The organism is Microcoleus sp. Pol12A5 (genome assembly GCF_036701435.1).
Lineage (GTDB): Bacteria > Cyanobacteriota > Cyanobacteriia > Cyanobacteriales > Microcoleaceae > Microcoleus.
On record NZ_JAUBQU010000033.1, the window covers coordinates 16,478 to 33,467 of the forward strand.

General features: G+C 43.3%; 14 protein-coding genes. 10 read left to right on the forward strand and 4 right to left on the reverse strand.

Annotated elements, in window-relative coordinates; all coding sequences use genetic code 11:
• Window positions 1-117 precede the first annotated feature (117 nt).
• The 10 genes from QUA45_RS11650 (at window position 118) to QUA45_RS11695 (ending at window position 12,000) form a co-directional block, all read left to right on the forward strand.
• Entirely contained in the window at window positions 118-960 is an 843-nt protein-coding gene (locus QUA45_RS11650) for an alpha-1,2-fucosyltransferase (RefSeq protein ID WP_333148840.1), read from the forward strand.
• Between the two features lie 12 nt (window positions 961-972).
• Entirely contained in the window at window positions 973-1,809 is an 837-nt protein-coding gene (locus tag QUA45_RS11655; RefSeq protein WP_333095066.1) for a hypothetical protein, read from the forward strand.
• A gap of 280 nt (window positions 1,810-2,089) precedes the next feature.
• Window positions 2,090-3,241: a glycosyltransferase family 4 protein gene (locus tag QUA45_RS11660; RefSeq protein ID WP_333095064.1), complete on the forward strand. Its 1,152-nt coding sequence runs from the start codon at window positions 2,090-2,092 to the stop codon at window positions 3,239-3,241.
• A 92-nt stretch (window positions 3,242-3,333) separates the two neighbouring features.
• Window positions 3,334-5,337, forward strand: a complete 2,004-nt coding sequence (locus QUA45_RS11665; RefSeq protein ID WP_333095063.1) for an ABC transporter ATP-binding protein — start codon at window positions 3,334-3,336, stop codon at window positions 5,335-5,337.
• Window positions 5,338-5,400: 63 nt separating this feature from the next.
• The gene (locus QUA45_RS11670) at window positions 5,401-6,642 is read left to right on the forward strand and encodes a glycosyltransferase family 4 protein (protein WP_333220795.1); all 1,242 of its coding nucleotides are present in this window, start codon (window positions 5,401-5,403) and stop codon (window positions 6,640-6,642) included.
• Window positions 6,643-6,785: 143 nt separating this feature from the next.
• Complete coding sequence (locus QUA45_RS11675; RefSeq protein WP_333220797.1) at window positions 6,786-7,751, forward strand: glycosyltransferase family 10 domain-containing protein; 966 nt, start codon at window positions 6,786-6,788, stop codon at window positions 7,749-7,751.
• A complete protein-coding gene (locus QUA45_RS11680) occupies window positions 7,748-8,851 on the forward strand; it encodes a formylglycine-generating enzyme family protein (protein ID WP_333095059.1) in 1,104 nt (367 codons plus the stop codon). Before QUA45_RS11675 ends, QUA45_RS11680 begins: the two co-directional genes overlap by 4 nt.
• Window positions 8,852-8,976: 125 nt before the next feature.
• Complete coding sequence (locus QUA45_RS11685; RefSeq protein ID WP_333220799.1) at window positions 8,977-9,951, forward strand: Npun_R2821/Npun_R2822 family protein; 975 nt, start codon at window positions 8,977-8,979, stop codon at window positions 9,949-9,951.
• Entirely contained in the window at window positions 9,948-10,820 is an 873-nt protein-coding gene (locus QUA45_RS11690) for an Npun_R2821/Npun_R2822 family protein (RefSeq protein WP_333220801.1), read from the forward strand. Before QUA45_RS11685 ends, QUA45_RS11690 begins: the two co-directional genes overlap by 4 nt.
• A gap of 157 nt (window positions 10,821-10,977) precedes the next feature.
• On the forward strand, window positions 10,978-12,000 hold the full coding sequence (locus tag QUA45_RS11695; RefSeq protein ID WP_333095056.1) for an Npun_R2821/Npun_R2822 family protein: 1,023 nt from the start codon (window positions 10,978-10,980) through the stop codon (window positions 11,998-12,000).
• Window positions 12,001-12,014: 14 nt separating this feature from the next.
• Here QUA45_RS11695 and QUA45_RS11700 read toward each other — a convergent pair whose 3' ends face one another.
• From QUA45_RS11700 to QUA45_RS11715, 4 genes are all read right to left on the reverse strand, one after another.
• Entirely contained in the window at window positions 12,015-12,965 is a 951-nt protein-coding gene (locus QUA45_RS11700; RefSeq protein WP_333095055.1) for an NAD-dependent epimerase/dehydratase family protein, read from the reverse strand.
• A 207-nt stretch (window positions 12,966-13,172) separates the two neighbouring features.
• Window positions 13,173-13,547 carry a hypothetical protein gene (locus tag QUA45_RS11705; RefSeq protein WP_333095054.1) on the reverse strand — a complete coding sequence of 125 codons (375 nt, stop codon included), beginning with the start codon at window positions 13,545-13,547 and terminating at the stop codon, window positions 13,173-13,175.
• 191 nt (window positions 13,548-13,738) lie between these two features.
• Window positions 13,739-15,415 (reverse strand): AarF/ABC1/UbiB kinase family protein, encoded by a 1,677-nt coding sequence (locus QUA45_RS11710; RefSeq protein ID WP_333095053.1) that lies wholly within the window; start codon window positions 15,413-15,415, stop codon window positions 13,739-13,741.
• Between the two features lie 409 nt (window positions 15,416-15,824).
• Window positions 15,825-16,982 (reverse strand): DegT/DnrJ/EryC1/StrS family aminotransferase, encoded by a 1,158-nt coding sequence (locus QUA45_RS11715; protein WP_333095051.1) that lies wholly within the window; start codon window positions 16,980-16,982, stop codon window positions 15,825-15,827.
• Between the last annotated feature and the right edge of the window lie 8 nt (window positions 16,983-16,990).

Here is a 16,990-nt window from a genome sequence, read left to right on the forward strand (position 1 = left end):
TGGGCTTCCCGCCCGCCCCAAAAATACAATATGCTAATAATATCTGCTAAGTCGGGGCAACTCGGAAATCGACTGCTGCTTTTTGCTAATTTCATTGCTTGGGCGATCGAGCATAATTTGACTGTTCTCAATCCTGCTTTTGACGAATATGCAGAATTATTTGTGGGAACCGCGGGGGATTTTTTGTGTTGTTATCCTCCTCCATGTTTTACCGCAGCAGGCAACAACTTTGTCAGAAATAAATATTATAATTTTATTAAGTATTTAAGCAATAAAAAAATATTAAAAACGCAAGAAATAACCCGAAAAGAACCTTTTAGCTGGCTAAAATATCAGGATATAGAACAAATCAAGCAGGGCTCAATAGTTTGTTTTCAAGGCTGGCTGTTTCGAGATGGCTGGTTTGTAGAAGATGTTTCCAAGTTACACAAGTATGCCGACCCGATTAGAGCCTACTTTGAACCATTAGAGCGATATAGAATCAATGTAGATCGTTTGATATTGAATTTAAAAAATAACTCTGATATGCTCGTCGGAATTCACATCCGCCAAGGGGATTATGCTCAGCATCAAAAAGGGAGGTACTTTTACACAACTGAGCAATATTTACAAGTCATGAATTATGTGGTAATGCTATTTGAAGGAAAAAAAATTAAGTTTTTGATTTGTTCTAATCTTCCGCAAAAGCAGAGTTTATTTGATAATTTTAACTGTGGATTTGGCAGCGGTCATTTAATTGAAGATATGTATGCTCTGGCTGAGTGCGACTATGTTGTCGGGCCGCCTAGCAGTTATACTATGTGGGCTTCTTTTTATGGAGATAAACCTCTTTACATGATCGTAAATGTCAATAAAACAATTAACCTGAAAGATTTTGTACATTTTTATGAATGGCAAGGAATTTTTCACTATCGAGATAACTGGAGTGAGAGCTTTTGGGAGTGGACACACGCTCGGTAAATAAGTAAATCAATGAATTCAAATAAATTAGCAGCCAAGGGATTTATCACTATTTTAACCGGTCTTTACTCTTTCCAGGATTGCGTTCATTTTCTGGCGTCTGTCAGGAAGTTTCACCGCGAACCCATTATTATTTTAATAGATAGAGTCCCTCTAATTTTATATCCTTTACTTCAGGTGTTTGGAAATGTCATATTGAAACCTGCACCGTCTCACGAAAACTCAGTTTTAGCGTCGCGGCAAGCTAAGCTGGCTTTGTACGGGGAATCTTTATTTGAGAAAACTATTTATATGGATTGTGATATTTGTTTGCTATCACCAATATATGAGGTATTTGATTTTCTTGATGAAGTAGATTTGCTGGTAACAGAAGACGTGCAGCCTGCGATCGCAAAAGCTGCTAATTTATTGAGAGTCAAGCAAGATATTCTCTCAACTCTGCAATCAGTAGGATTACCACTCAATGAAAATAGCATTCAATACAATGGCGGATTTATCGCTTTTACGAAAAGCAGTAAAACTCAGGAATTGTTCACAAAGTTTAAGAAATATTTCGATATGGTAGTGGCGCATCAAAATGTGTTACTATTGAAAGATCAGGGCGCTTTTGCGGCGGCTGTTGAATCGGTGAAACCGAAAATGACAACTTTGTCCCCGGTTTACAACTACTTGGATAAGTGGAAAGATGTTTATACGATCGACAAACCGATTAAAGTAATGCACTGCACTTATCCTTACCGTCCTCAGTACGCCAAAAACGTAACGCGATCGCTCTTTACTAGAATAGTCGATCGCACGGCTAAAGTATTTTTACCAAATCAACTTAACAATCCCTGGCGTTTAAAATAATTAAAGTTGCTTGGCAAACTGCATTAAAAGCAACAAAAATCCGCCCCAAGTAAAAAAAATTAGCCTCTACATATCCGAAAATTTACCTAGAAGAATTATTGCTGGCCTGAATAACAGTCTTGGATTCATTAGTGTGTTTTTTTACCAAAATACTTCGTTGCTGCCCTTTGCCCTGGTTAAAAACCTGGTTGCTGTGGTCGGGAGTACGTGAGTCCCCGTCGCCTTGACAAAAGCTCGGTTAAGCCGGAAAATTAAACAAATGTTTTAAACAAAATACTCAGTGAAAGTTTCATTAGTAGTGAGCGATTTGTCAGGAGGAGGTGCAATTCGTGCTTTTTTATTAGCTCAAGTCTTGATAGAGCTTAAATGTGATGTAGAAGTTGTTGGATTTCAGTTTGGCAAGGAATTGTATGCTACTCCTCCCAGAGATATCCCGGTATGTGCGATACCGGGTAAAAATTATCCGGGGTTTTTAATGGATGCTCAAAAACTTTGGAAAAAAATAGATGGGGATATTATTTATGCAATCAAACCTAAACCTACAAGCTTTGGGTTATCACTGCTAAAAAAACTGGCGACTCGCCACTTTATAATTTTAGATATAGACGACTGGGAACTGAGCTGGTACGGCGGAGATGAATGGAAATACCGTCCCTCTTTCAAACAACTTTATCGAGATATTTTTAAACACAACGGTCAATTAAGAGAACCAGATAATCCCCTCTATCTCAAGTGGATGGAAAGTCTCATTCACAATGCTGATGCAGTCACCGTTGATACAGAGTTTTTAAAACAGCGTTTTGGTGGTGTATATTTGCCTAATGGTAAGGATACTGCAATGTTCGACCCTGCTAAATACAATCCTGAATTGAGCAGACAGTGTTACGGCTTGTCCGGGTATAGAGTTTTGATGTTTCCGGGGGCACCGCGACCTCATAAAGGCGTGGAGGATGTTTTGATGGCCCTCGAACAGTTAAATGAGCCCGATTTAAAATTAGCGATCGTCGGCGGGAGTCCTTATGATGATTATGATGATAAACTTGTGAAACAATGGGGGCGTTGGATTATTAAACTACCAAGGTTTCCAGTGGAGAAGATGCCGTCCGTTGTAGCGGCGGCTCATGTTGTCGTTGTTCCTCAGCGAGAAACTCTCACAGCCGTGGCTCAGTTTCCGCTCAAGCTGACAGATGGCATGGCAATGGCTAAGCCTGTTTTGTCTACGCGAGTCGGGGATATTCCAGAAATTTTAGGTGGAACGGGTTATTTAGTCGATCCGAGTTCTCCCGCTCAAATTTCACAAAATATTCAATGGATATTTCAAAATTTGACAGCGGCTAATTTACAAGGAATGAAAGCTCGGGAAAGATGTGTAAAAAAATATAGTATTCAAGCAATGAAACCCATCCTTTCAGATATAATCGCAGATATGTAAATGTTATTTTAAAACAACTGGCGGGAGGACGAAAAACTGGCTGTTATTAAAGAATATTTTGAGATGCCGTACTGTTTAGCTGGGAATGCTTCATGTCTGCCAATAAGCTACTCCTAAAATTTGCCAGACGATATCCCGGCAGGATTCTCTTAACTGTGATGCTGGGCTTTTCTGGCGCTTTATTTAACGGTATCAGCACTACTATGATTGTACCAGTGCTTTTAAGTTTTTTAGAGGAAGCGATCGAGCTGCGTGGTGCTCCACCTCTAATTAAAACTTTGATGTATCCCTTTGAGGGAATGCCCGGAAATCAGCGTTTAATGCTGATGACCGGGGCGGTTGTGCTGGCAATTTTTTTAAAAAATGTTGCGAGTTATATCAATACTTTAGTAGCTACTTCTCTGACGCGATCTTTGACTTTTGATTTGCGAGAAGCCGGCTTGCAGTTGTTGTTAGAAGTAGATTTAGATTTTTACTCTAAAACTAAAGTCGGGGATTTAATTAATAGATTGGGCGGAGAGATTGGTCGGACTGCTAGTGCAGTTGGTACGGCCATCGGAATGTTTACTACCTCAATCACGGTTTTGGTGTTTGTGGGTCTGCTACTTTCGATCTCGTGGAAACTGACGGTGACAGCTACAGTTTTGCTGGCGTTAGTTGCTTGGACAAATCAATATATTATTAACCGTTCCAAGCATTTTGGCCACCTGCTTTCTGAAATGTCGAAAGATTATTCGGTGAGGGTGCTGGAAACGATTACTGGGATTCGGCTGGTTAAGTCAACTGGTAACGAGGAAAGGGAGTATCAGCGGATCAAGCATTTAATTCAAAGGCGAGAACAAGCGGATTTTCAGGCTCAGGTAAATTATGCGGCGATCGCTCCAATTAACGAAGTTGTTAATTTGATAGTTATAATTTTGATTGTATTCATAGGTCGCACAATATTTGCGAATGAGATAGAGTCTATTGCTACAATTTTATTAACCTATTTATTGGTACTGTTTCGATTGGTTCCTTTAATTTCACAGTTGAATAGCGGGCGCAGTCAATTTGCAAATACGTCGGCTAGTGTAGAGGTGGTTAATGATTTTTTGAGCCGCGAGGACAAGCCATTTATGCTTAACGGTTCTGTGCCTTACACTCATTTGCGATCGGGAATTCATTTTAATAAAATATCTTTTAGTTATCCTAACCACAAAAATTTAGTTTTGCAAGGAATTGATTTATTTCTACCTCACGGCACGACTTTAGCTTTGGTAGGAACTTCGGGTTCTGGCAAGTCAACTTTGGCAGATTTACTGCCGAGATTTTACGATCCTACTGAAGGTAATATCTCGATCGATGGCAGGGATTTGCGCGAATTCGATCTAAAAAGTCTCAGACAAGCGATGGGTATTGTTAGCCAAGATACGTTTTTGTTTAATGCTTCAGTGCGCGAAAATATTGCTTATGCTAGACCCCAAGCGACTGAGGAAGAAATTGTGGAAGCGGCGAAGGGAGCGAATGCTTACGAGTTTATCCAACTATTGCCGGATGGGTTGGAGACTCAAATTGGCGATCGGGGCGTGATCTTATCGGGAGGGCAGCGTCAGAGAATTTCAATTGCTAGAGCCCTGCTGCAAAACCCGGAAATCTTAATTTTAGATGAGGCAACGAGTTCGCTGGATACGGTTTCGGAAAGGTACGTGCAAGCGGCGATCGAGAAATTGAGCTGCGATCGCACAACCTTAGTCATCGCCCACCGCCTCTCCACAGTCCAAAAAGCCAACAAAATCGCCGTGATCGATCGCGGACAAGTAGTAGAAATGGGTTCCCACGAAGAATTGCTAGCAAAAGGAGGTTACTACACTCGCTTGTATTCAGTGCAATTTGCTGAAGAAACCGCTCGTGATGAAGCTCTAATTAGAGGTTCTTACGAAATTCGCACTCGCCTGACTCCCATGATAGCTTACCTCAAAATGCTAGTAGATGAAATGGTAGACTCTCCCGAAGAAAGAGACGAGTTAATCAGAGAATCATTTCACTCTGCTGCTAATATTTTCACTACTTTAGAATTTATAGAAAACACTATTAAGCGTCAGGCTGTTAAAAAGTAGTCAGTTGGCAGTATTCATTAGTCAAATGCCTGCACAGCCAATAATTACCAATTACCAATTACCATGTCTAAATATTATGTATTTTTTACCAGAAATATCTTACCGCAACCCAATGTAGCGAGCTTAGTTCAAGTTGCACACTCTGCCAATGCCGCAGCAAACCTAGGTTATCCAGCAGTTTTGGTATACCTCCGTAAAGGCTGGAGTGCTTTGAATCCGGTTGATTTGCTTTTTCCTTTTCAACCCACGAAACCCGATGACAAACTTGCCAAAATTTACAATATTCAAGATAAATTAAAAGTAGCAGATTTACCGATGCCGTGGCCGATCGACCTTTGGGACAGCAAGTGGACGAGTTCGAGTACAATAGTCTCAAAATACTACTTACCAATTCACCTGCTTAAATCTACTAAAATTGTCCACACCCGCGACTGGAACTTTGTCAAAGCAGCAATTAAAAACGGTATTCCCGCTATCTACGAACAGCACCACCATGAAAACAAGCAATTTGAACCAGAAATTATCCGCAATCCTCTGTTTCAGATTTCCGTAACTGTTGCCGATACAGTTCGAGACAGCATGATTTTGAATGGGATGCCACCAGAAAAAGTAATTACGCTGCACAACGGTTTTAACCATTTTTTTCTCGCGAGACAAACAGAATCTGCTCAGAATTGGCGACAGCAATTATTACAAAATGACAAACAGCATTTAGCTGTTTATGCAGGGGGACTTTACCCGTTTAAAGGTGTTGATATGTTGGTGGATGTAGCTCAGGAATTGCCGCTGGTTCAATTTGCGATCGCAGGTGGTGATTCATCCCAAGTAACATCCTACCAGCAGTTAGCCAAATCCAAGCAAGTTAACAACATTAAATTTCTCGGCTACCTCCCTCAAAATCAACTGGCTAGCTTGCTGCAAGCAGCCGATGTTTTGACTCACCCGCACTGTTCGACAGAGGCCGCGACGTTCACATCTCCTTTAAAATTCTTTGATTACATGGCATCGGGAACTCCGATTGTGGCGACGGAGATTGCATCTTTAATGGAATTTAAATCGGGCAATATAGCAGCAACTTGGTGCGAACCGGATAACCCGCAACAGTTCGCGCAAAGCATTCGAGATTGTTTAACCAAATATCCGAGGAAGAGCGAAGGTTATGCAGAAACAATGGATTTTGTCAAGCAATTTTCGTGGGAAAATAGGATACAGAAAATTATGGGTTATGTGGAAGAGTCAGTGCGATATCCGATAATTCAAAATTCCGTAGGGGCGGGTTTTACCAACAATCATCCCCTCAAATAAACAATCTCATAAACCCGCCCTGCCAAACGCAAAAACCACATTTATTATTAGTAGGGGCGGGTTGTACCAAAAATTATCGCCTAAAATTAATAATCTCATAAACCCGCCCCATCCACACGCAAAAACCCAATTTATTATTAGATATGAACAAAAAAATCATCGGCACAATCACCACCTATCCAGGCATGAACCAAAGCGACTGGCTGTGGCAACAAACCCCCCACAACTTCGGCAAATGGGGCAATATTCAAATGTTAGCGAATCACCCAGAACCAGACTTTTTACTCATGTATCAATTCGACTTTCCCCGATCGCCCAAAAAGCAGTCATGGCTCGACAAAATCCGCCGTCCAAGCCCCATAAATCCAGAAGAGGACATTCGAGAAAAATTGCGCGGTGTCCCCAAGGAACGCATAATTTACCTGATCCGCGAGCCACCATTACCAGAAGTTATTGAAATTACCAAAGCCAACTACGAACAAGCCAAACTTTATTGCGGTTACGTTTCCGGGCCAGACGACTTCGCCCCAAAACCAGATTATATGCCCGCGATTTGGTATCACTCTAACTCGTTTCGAGAACTCGATGAAATGCCTGCGCCGCCAAAAACTAAATCCTGTTCTTGGATAACTTCAGGTGTTAGCCGCAGCGCCAATCACCGCCACAGATTAGACTTTATCAAATTGCTGCGATCGCAAGAATTGGATTTTGACCTTTACGGGCGAAACTTGCCAACTTGGGCGCGCGGGAACGGCACTGTGAACAATAAATGGCACGCCCTCGCACCATACTATTACAACTTAGCTATTGAAAATTATGCAGAAAACGATTGGTATGTCAGCGAGAAGCTTTGGGATGCTTTATTAGCTTGGTGTTTGCCAATTTATTACGGCGGTTCGGCGGCTGATAAGTTGTTGCCAGCAGGGAGCTTTCTGCGACTGCCAAGTTTGGATGAGAAAGGAGTAGAATTTATTAAAGAGGTTGTTGCTACGCCGGATTATTGGCATGAAGCCAGGGAAAAAATTGCCGAAGCCAGACAAATCATTCTCCACGAATTGAACCTGCTCAATTGGCTGTCAAAGTTTGTATCTCAGGAAATAGCGCAATGACAGAAAACCAAAATCAACCCAGAGAATACGATGCCGTACTCGGTGTCCAATCTCAAGTGCCATTTGGTGCGACTGTCTTAGGCGGGATTCCTGGTGTTAAGAGTCGGTTAGCTTCACCGATTGTCGAAGTCAGAATCACCGCACTGTATGAAGCACTGAAATATGGAGAAGCTGGTTTAGACTTGATAATTCCGGCATTGCAGGATGAATCAATAAAGGTGAAGTTGGCTGCATATTCGGTGCTGAAGGAGAGAGATGAACCAAATATAAAAGAGAAGTTCCAAAAATATTCGCCTATTTTTGACTTTGATGCAATAACAGTAAATGCTGAAGGAAAAGAAAACAGTCGCCGCCGTGATTATGCTCACTTTTTGCGCCAAGACTTAGGGAATCCAGTTGTGCTGGAAATGGTTTATATTTCCGGCGGTACATTTATTATGGGTTCGCCAGCAACCGAAAAAGGTAAAATATATGATGAAAGTCCGCAGCATCAAGTAACAGTACCCGCTTTTTATGCAGGCAAATACCCCATTACTCAAGCACAGTGGCAAGCGGTGATGGGGAATAACCCATCGTGGTTTCAAGGTGAAAAACTTCCTGTAGAAAAAGTATCGTGGGATATCGCAGTCGAATTCTGTGCCAAACTCTCGCAAAAAACCGGGAAAAAATATCGCCTCCTGAGTGAAGCTGAATGGGAATACGCCTGTCGTGGCGGTACAACGAGCCCATTTCATTTTGGGGAAACTATTACCCCGGAATTAGTCAACCATAACGGACACAAACCCTACGCAAACGCCCCCAAAGGACTTTGCTGCGGAAAAACAACCGATGTCGGGAGTTTTCCTCCCAATGCCTTTGGACTGTACGATATGCACGGCAATGTTTGGGAGTGGTGCAGCGATAAATGGCACGGTAGCTATGAGGGCGCACCCACTGACGGAAGTTCTTGGGAAGAAACTGGTAGAGATAATTTCCGAGTGCAGCGTGGCGGTTCCTGGGCCAGCCATGCGGTCAGTTGTCGCAGTGCCTATCGCGTCAGGGGCTCGGTCGGCAACCGCGAATCGTATATCGGTTTTCGCGTAGCTGTCGATTTGGCGTAGTCTCCGGTTTGCGGTTTGGTGCTGTAGGCACCGGATCGCACGTTTCTACCCTTTTACCCTTTAAATGATTCGGCGGTTGAAACCGCTTCTGCACAAACAAAGTCCGCCTCCGCGGACTAATAGATATGAATGGAATTTGCACGTTAGCCAACGATACAGTTTACGACCAACTAATTGCCTTGCTCAACAGTATTGAAGTTATCTTAGGATCAAATACTCCTGTCTGTATTTATCCTTTCGACGACCAAATAGAGCAAATAAAAGCTGGAATTGTTAACCGTCCCAACGTCTTTATTTATGAAGATAGCGCATCTATTCAGCGATGGGATAAATTCATGCAAGCAGCCGCACCAGAGCGTTTGAACCGCAAAAAATTCCGGCTTTACGGCGCACATCGGCGCTTTTGCGCTTTCGACGGCCCGTTTGAAAAGTTTATCTATATGGATGCGGATACTTTGGTGATGAATTCCCTTGATGCGGTTTTTCAGAAGTTAGAAGAATCGGATTTTGTGGTTTATGATTTTCAATTTCGCGATTCAACTAAAGTATACAATATTCAGTCACCCAAACTCCTCGAAGTTTTTGAGCAAACTCGCCTGGAATCGGAAATATTTTGTTCGGGATTTTACGCCAGCAAGCAAGGATTGTTTGAGCAAGATACTAGGGAATGGTTGTTAGCTCAACTGCAATCGGGCGAGGCGGAAATTCTCTATGAAGGGGCGGGAGAACAGCCGTTGCTCAATTATATGGTGATGAAAACGGGGATGAATAGCTATAATTTTGCTTATAGCCTTCCGGATGGCGAAAAAACCGGATGCAGTGTCACTTCCAAACATTTTGAAGAGCAAGATCGGATTTTGTACGACAGGGGAAACCGACTTACTTACATTCATTATATTGGTGTGCCGCCGGATTTAATTCGGAGAGTTTGTGCGGGCGAAAATATTGAGTTTCCCTATCGCGATTTGTTCCTGCATTACCGCTATCTCCGCGAACCGTCCAAGCGTCCGATTTTTGTCCAAGGGCCAAAGTCTTATACTGAGGTTTCTGCGCCGAATTTGTTAAAAAGGGTATTGAGAAGGTTGAGGATAAATCTATGACTCGCGGTATTTATATTGTTGCGAATGATAAGGTGATCGAAAGTGCGATCGCCCTTTTAAACAGCATACGTCTGTACAATTGTCAAGTACCTGTGTTTCTGATTCCCTTCGACGACAATTATCAGCAAGTGGCAGCCGCACTCAGCCGTCTCCACGGGGTGCGATTGTTCCCAAATCTGGAGTTTGTGGAACAGTTTACCAGAGAAATTGGCCAAATGTTCGATCGCAACTTTTTAGCCCTCCCCAACAAAATGCGAAAACTCGCCACCTGGTTTGGCCCCCTTGACGAATTTCTGTACATCGATACCGATATCATCGTCTTTGAAGACATCGCAGACAACTTAAACAAACTATCAGAAGTAGACTTTTTTTGCTGCGATTACCACTACCTCAGCGAAAAACTGCGAAATGTATTTTCACCTGCTGTAAAAGAACAAAATATCTTTACAGACTCACAGCTTCAAGATGTATTTAACAGCGGTTTTTGGGCTTCCAGAAAAGAAACTATTACAGAATCGCAAATGTATGAAATTTTGCGAGAATGTTCGCAGCATCGAGAATATTTCGACTTTACTCAAAATGTCACAGACCAACCTATACTAAATTATATCATTCTTAAACTGATTCTCAAGCGCTGCAATCTTGTTAAAGATTCAGCAACCGAACCGGGAAGCTGGGCTGGTTCCAAGCATTTTCAGGAAATAAATTATGTTCTTTATGACAAAGGCAAAAGGTTAAAATATCTTCACTGGGCTGGAATCCCGATTAAATCTGGTAGCCCTTATTGGAAACTTTGGAAACATTATCGTTATCTCAATGAGGAACAACCAAATTTAGTGCAAAAAATATTTCTGGCTTTCAGTAGGTGAGGATAAAATCATATGTTCTATCATTGTCAACAAGCTTTGAAGAACAGGCCAGATGCCTGTTCCACAATGAATAAATTTTATTTCTTGTGGTGTGGGCATCTTGCCCGCACCTAAAAAGCAATATATATGTGCTGGGTTACTTATTAACTAAAATCCGATGACTGATGGCATTTATCTTCTAGCAAACGATGTTGTTTTTGACCACTTAGTTGCTTTATTGAACAGTCTCGAAGTCAATGGGGCAAAAGATATTCCAGTTTGCATCATTCCCTATGATGATAACTTGAAAAAAGTGCGATCGCACATTTCCCGCCTACACAATGTAACCCTGTTTGAAAATACCGATTCTATCCAGTTCTGGGAAGATTTTGCGACTCAAGTTTGGAAAACTCATGCAAAAGCTCAAAAAGTTTGGCAATCTCAAGGTTTGAAACCTGTTCAATGTTTGGAAATGCACCGAAAATTATGTTGTTTCGACGGCACTTTTGATAAATTTATCTATTTTGACGCAGACACTCTGTTAATGGGTTCTGTAGATTATATTTATCAAAAGCTTGATGATTTTGATTGGATAGCAAACGATTTTCAATACAAATCAGACCTCAATTATATATTTGACTTGTCGTCCCCAAAATTACGTCAAATTTTAAATTTGGATGAACTGCAATCTCATACTTTTTGTGCGGGTTGGTTTGCGTCCAAAGCCGGGGTTTTCAATCGAAATAATTGCTCTCAACTTTTAGAAAAATTAACATCAGGAGAAGCGGAAATTATGTCTTTACGAGGCGCTGACCAATCTTTACTTAACTATTTAGTCGCCCGCAGCCAAATATCTTTTTACAACTTTGGATATGCTGAACCCGAACAGGTAACGGGAAATCATTGGTCTTCTCAATTTGATGTAATAGATTATGTTCTATATGACAAAGGACGACGATTGACTTATTTGCACTACATGAGTATTTCGGCTGCAAAGTTTACTAGATTGTGTGCTGGCGAAGATGTTGAGATTCCCTACCGAGACGTATTTCTGCACTACCGCTATTTGAATTCGCCGGAAACACAGCCCAAACTCGCGCCTCCAAATTTGTTGGTTCGCTTGGGGAGAAATCTCAAAACTTGGGGAATTAGAAAAATTAACAATTTTCAATTTAAGCTGCGGAATTTCTGGGATAGATAGCATCTAACTGTACTCTAACTGTACAAAGACTGAATCCACTCCCATTCGCGCCTTAAACCTTCTTCTAAAGCAACCTGCGGCTGATAACCTAAGATTTTCTGGGCTTTAGACACATCCGCGCTAGTGTGGCGCGCGTCTCCCCTCGCAGCTTCGGTAAAATCTATCCGAATAGGTCGATCGACAATTCTCTCTATTGTATCAATAACTTCTCTCAAAACTACCCGACTTCCCCCACCAATATTAAAAACTTCTCCCGCAGCTTCTGGAACCTCAGCCGCCGCTAAATTCGCCGCCACGCAATCGCTGATAAACGTAAAATCCCGCGTTTGCAATCCGTCGCCGAAAATTGAAATAGCCTCGTCAAACAAAATCGACTTAAAAAACTTGTGAAAAGCCATATCGGGGCGCTGTCTGGGCCCGTAAACCGTAAAATAGCGCAGCGAAGTAGTCGGAAGACCAAAATTTTTGTAATAAAGCCCGCACAAACGTTCACCGGCTAATTTCGTAATTCCGTAGGGAGAAACCGGGTGCGGACAAGCATTTTCATTCGTGGGAAAAGATTCAGCATTACCGTAAATAGAAGAAGAAGAAGCATAGACAAACTTTTGCAATTTTGGCGCATCTTTGGCCGCTTCTAACAATACTTGAGTGCTGTTAATATTCCGTTCTGTATAGCTGCGAAAACCGTCGCCCCAGCTAGCACGAACTCCTGCTTGCGCCGCCTGATGAAATATTACCTTAACATCGGATAAAAGACCTTGCCAATTTAGAGACAAAATATCGCCTTCCACCAATTCAAACCCCGGATACTTTTCAAATCGTGCAATATTCTTGCGCTTGAGAGCCGGGTCGTAATAATCGTTGAACTCATCAATACCGATAACGGTCTCGCCTCGATTTAAAAGAGTTTCTACTAAGTTAGAGCCAATAAATCCCGCCGCACCCGTAACAATTAAAATACTCATTCGATTTTAGATTTTAGATTTTAGATTTTAGATTTAAAATTTTAGATTTAAAATTTTTTACATCAATTATTGCATAAGTTGTCCTCTTCTTCTTTCTCTTCCTCTGCGTTCTCTGCGTTCTCTCCGGTTCAAAAAGCATCAAATAGGATAATCTTAGAGAACTATCAACCCCCTTCCTTCTGATAAAAAGAGGTTGATAGTTAACTTTCATTGTTCAAAAGAATCTAAATCCAGCGCTTGGGAACCTCCGCGTTCTAACTCGATCAAAAGCTTACCCAACTGAGTCCAAACTAGCCAGCCAGTGAGTAGCGTCAGTGGCAAAGCTAGGGCATAAGAAAGTAGTTTTGGGAAGCCAAAAATCTCCATTCCAGAAGCTAAAAATACGCAAATACCGCCAGCCATTCCCAGAAAAGGTATGACCAATTGCAGCCTTGGCAGGTTAGCCAAGGTGCGAGTAGAACGATTTTTAGACCACTGTTGTACGGATTGTTTGAGAGTAGCTTCAAATGCTACGCCGGAAGCCATACCTGCTAGTAATCCAGCCGACATTAAAAAATAGGGAGGTTCTGGAAAATAATACACAAATAATTCCTTAATTTGGGTAATGGGAAATGGGGAATGGGAAATGGGGAATGGGGAATAGGGAATGGGGAATGGGCAAGAGTAGAATTATTTTTCTTCTTTCTTCCTTCTTCCTTGTTCCCTCTTCCTTCTTCCTGACATCCGTTACATCCGTTACAGAATTCGTTGCCGAACTTCCTTCTTCCTTCTAATTAAAACCGAGTTAGCGCCGCTGCTCCTGCTGTGGAAAACTCCGTCAAAGCGCCTAGAGCAACGTTGAACAGGCGACCGGGCTGCAAGTCTTCCTTGACTAAGTTCCACAGGCTGCGAACTTCTTCGGTGTGGATTCGATCGTCCTCAATCAAAGCTAACATTAGCTGGCGTCTCAAAAACGACCCTTCCTCGGACAGCAAAAATTGCAAGCCTAGTTGTGCTGTGGGTAGCAAGTCGAAACTACGATCCGATCGGGCGATCGCGATCATGTCCTCTAACCTGTTCCACTGGAATTTGCCATCTTTGAATAATACCTCAATCAGACGCCGCCGCAGTGCCGGAGATTCTCCGTTCAACAAACGCCGCGCTACATAAGGATACGCCACCTCGACTATCTTGAAATTCGGATTCAGCGTCAGGGCCAAACCTTCTTCTGTCACCAGAGAGCGAATAATTAAGGCAAATTTCGCCGGCACCCGGAAAGGATAATCGTACATCAACTCCGAAAACTGGTCTGTAATCGTCTTGAAGTTAAAATCTGACACCTTTTCGCCGACGATATCACCGAGTACAGATTCCAGCGCCGGAACGATCGGCATAATATCTGTATCTGGCGTCAAAAAGCCAAGTTTGACAAAATCCTTAGCTAACTCTAAGTAATCTTTGTTGATCAAATGAACGACCGAATCAACCAAAGTTTCTTTAGTTGTTTCTTCCATCTGATCCATCATCCCAAAATCAATGTAAGCCATGCGGCCGTCCGCTAAGGCAAACAGATTTCCCGGATGGGGGTCAGCATGAAAAAATCCGTGTTCCAGCAACTGCCGCAAACCGCTGCGGACTCCGACTTCAATTAAACTATCGGTATCCAAACCTGCGGCTTTAACACTTGCCATATCTGTCAGCTTGATGCCGTCAATCCATTCGAGGGTCAGAACGCAATTTGAAGTATAGCGCCAGTAAATACTCGGAACTTTTACTGTCGGGTCGTCGGCAAAATTTGTAGCAAATTTCTCGGCGTTGCGGCCTTCATTGAGATAATCAATTTCCTCGAACAATTTGATACCGAATTCATCGACTATTAAACAAAGGTCGTGACCGAGATTCAGCGGCAGCAACGGGCCCAACCATCCAGCGGCCCAGCGCATTAAATAAAGATCCAGGCTCAAGACTGGCAGCAAATTCGGTCGCTGAACCTTGACTGCTACTGCTTCCCCGGTGAGGAGGCGAGCTCGGTAGACTTGACCGAGACTTGCCGCGGCGACAGGTTCGGGAGAGATTTCGCTGTAGGTTTCGCTAATTTTGCGATCGAGTTCTGCTTCAATAATCTCGAAAGCGCGCACGGAGTCAAACGGCGGCAATTGATCCTGAAGTTTGATCAATTCTTCGAGAAAGTCTTTGCGGATCAAATCCGGTCTGGTAGAAAGGGCTTGGCCAACTTTAATGAAAGTGGGACCCAAGCGAGTGAGTATTTGTCGCAGGTGGGCGGCCCGTTCCGGCTGGTGTGCTGCGACTTCGTGCTGCCAACTGTCCCACAGCATCCCCAGAACGAAGCCTGCAAAAGACCAAATAACGGTAATTGCGCGCCAAATTGCTTTCCAAGGACGGTTGCGGTAATATTGAGCGATCGCTTGTGGATCGTAGCGTCTAGCCTGAGTGAATTGATACTGAGGCACTCGTTTATTTTCCTCTTATCTTATGAAAATTACAGGTTAAATTGAGAATTGGGCATCGGGCATCGGGCATCGGGCATCGGGCATCGGGGAGGGAAGTCGAAAGTTCAAATATTATTTATTCTTTCTTCTTCGTTCTTCCTTCTTCGTTCTTCCCTCTTCCCTCTTCCTTCTTCCTTCTTCATCATTGACCGATCGCATTTCAAGTTTTAGGCGAGCGGAAAATGCACCCGTTCGAGGCGGATTGCTAGCCTAAATTTGTTTCTTTTCATTAAATATAGTACATAAAAGTACAAGTGATCGGTCAAAATACTTAACAGCTCTCCCTGAACCCTGCACATTCTCACAGCACTGCAACCCTGCAATTCTTTTCTCCTCCTGCATTTCCCTCGCTGATGCCATCGCGCCAAAGCTACCGGATGCGATCGGCCTTTGCCAAGCAATCTTTCAGCCCATAAATCGTCCGCTCTTGTTGATCCCTCGACAGTTCCGGGAACATCGGCAAAGACAAGACTTCGCGACAAACTTGCTCAGCCTTTGGCAACTGACCTGCTTGATAACCCAAAGATTTGTAAACAGGTTGCAGGTGCAAAGGTAACGGATAGTAAACCATCGAACCGATGCCGCATTCCTGCAACTGAGCTCGCATCCAATCTCGAAAATCGCCAGAGGGATTTTGCGCCTCTTCTGGACTTGTCAGCCGGATCGTGTATTGATTCCAAACTCCTTTTGCTTCCGGCAATTCTTTGGGGACGGCAACTCCGGGCACGCGGGAGAGAAATTCGCTGTAAAGTGCCGCTTTCTCCTGCCGCTGCGCGTTCCAACTGTCGAGATACCGCAATTTAATGCTGAGAATCACCGCTTGCAGGGCATCTAAACGGCTGTTGTACCCGATTTCTTCGTAGAAATATCTAGAAGACTGTCCGTGTTCTTTGAGCACTCGCATCGAAGCTGCGAGGGCAGGATCGTTTGTCGTCACCGCGCCACCGTCACCGCAAGCGCCTAAATTTTTGGTTGGATAAAAACTGAAGCAGCCGACATGGCCGATGCTGCCGACTTTTCGAGACTGCCACTCGGCCCCGACAGATTGGGCGCAATCTTCAATTACGGCTAAATTGTGCCGAGTCGCAATTTCCATCAGCCGAGTCATGTCTACCGGTTGGCCGAAGATGTGCACTGGCATAATTGCCTTGGTTTTGTCGGTAATTGCCGCCTCCAGGAGTTCGACATCCAGATTAAAAGTCTCGCTGTCAATATCGACAAATACTGGAGTTGCACCGACGGCGCTAATTGTCTCAGCCGAAGCAAAAAAGGTAAAAGGAGTGGTAATGACTTCATCGCCGGGGCCAATTTTGAGAGCACGCAAAGCCAAAATCAGGGCATCGGTGCCGGAGTTGCAGCCAACACACTCGGAAACTCCAGTGTAATCGGCGAACTCTCGTTCAAAACTCTTCACGGCCGGGCCGCCTACGTAGCCGCCAGAGGCAAGCACTTTTTGCACCGCAGCGGTTATCTCGTCGCCAATCTGCGCGTATTGGCGGGTTAAGTCGAGGGGGGGAACATTATTCACTCTTCACA

Coding starts and splice junctions, on each gene's coding strand:
- QUA45_RS11655 (WP_333095066.1), top strand. CDS start 973: ATGAATTCAAATAAATTAGCAGCCAAGGGATTTATCACTATTTTAACC.
- QUA45_RS11665 (WP_333095063.1), top strand. CDS start 3,334: ATGTCTGCCAATAAGCTACTCCTAAAATTTGCCAGACGATATCCCGGC.
- QUA45_RS11670 (WP_333220795.1), top strand. CDS start 5,401: ATGTCTAAATATTATGTATTTTTTACCAGAAATATCTTACCGCAACCC.
- QUA45_RS11675 (WP_333220797.1), top strand. CDS start 6,786: ATGAACAAAAAAATCATCGGCACAATCACCACCTATCCAGGCATGAAC.
- QUA45_RS11680 (WP_333095059.1), top strand. CDS start 7,748: ATGACAGAAAACCAAAATCAACCCAGAGAATACGATGCCGTACTCGGT.
- QUA45_RS11685 (WP_333220799.1), top strand. CDS start 8,977: ATGAATGGAATTTGCACGTTAGCCAACGATACAGTTTACGACCAACTA.
- QUA45_RS11690 (WP_333220801.1), top strand. CDS start 9,948: ATGACTCGCGGTATTTATATTGTTGCGAATGATAAGGTGATCGAAAGT.
- QUA45_RS11695 (WP_333095056.1), top strand. CDS start 10,978: ATGACTGATGGCATTTATCTTCTAGCAAACGATGTTGTTTTTGACCAC.
- QUA45_RS11700 (WP_333095055.1), bottom strand. CDS start 12,965: ATGAGTATTTTAATTGTTACGGGTGCGGCGGGATTTATTGGCTCTAAC.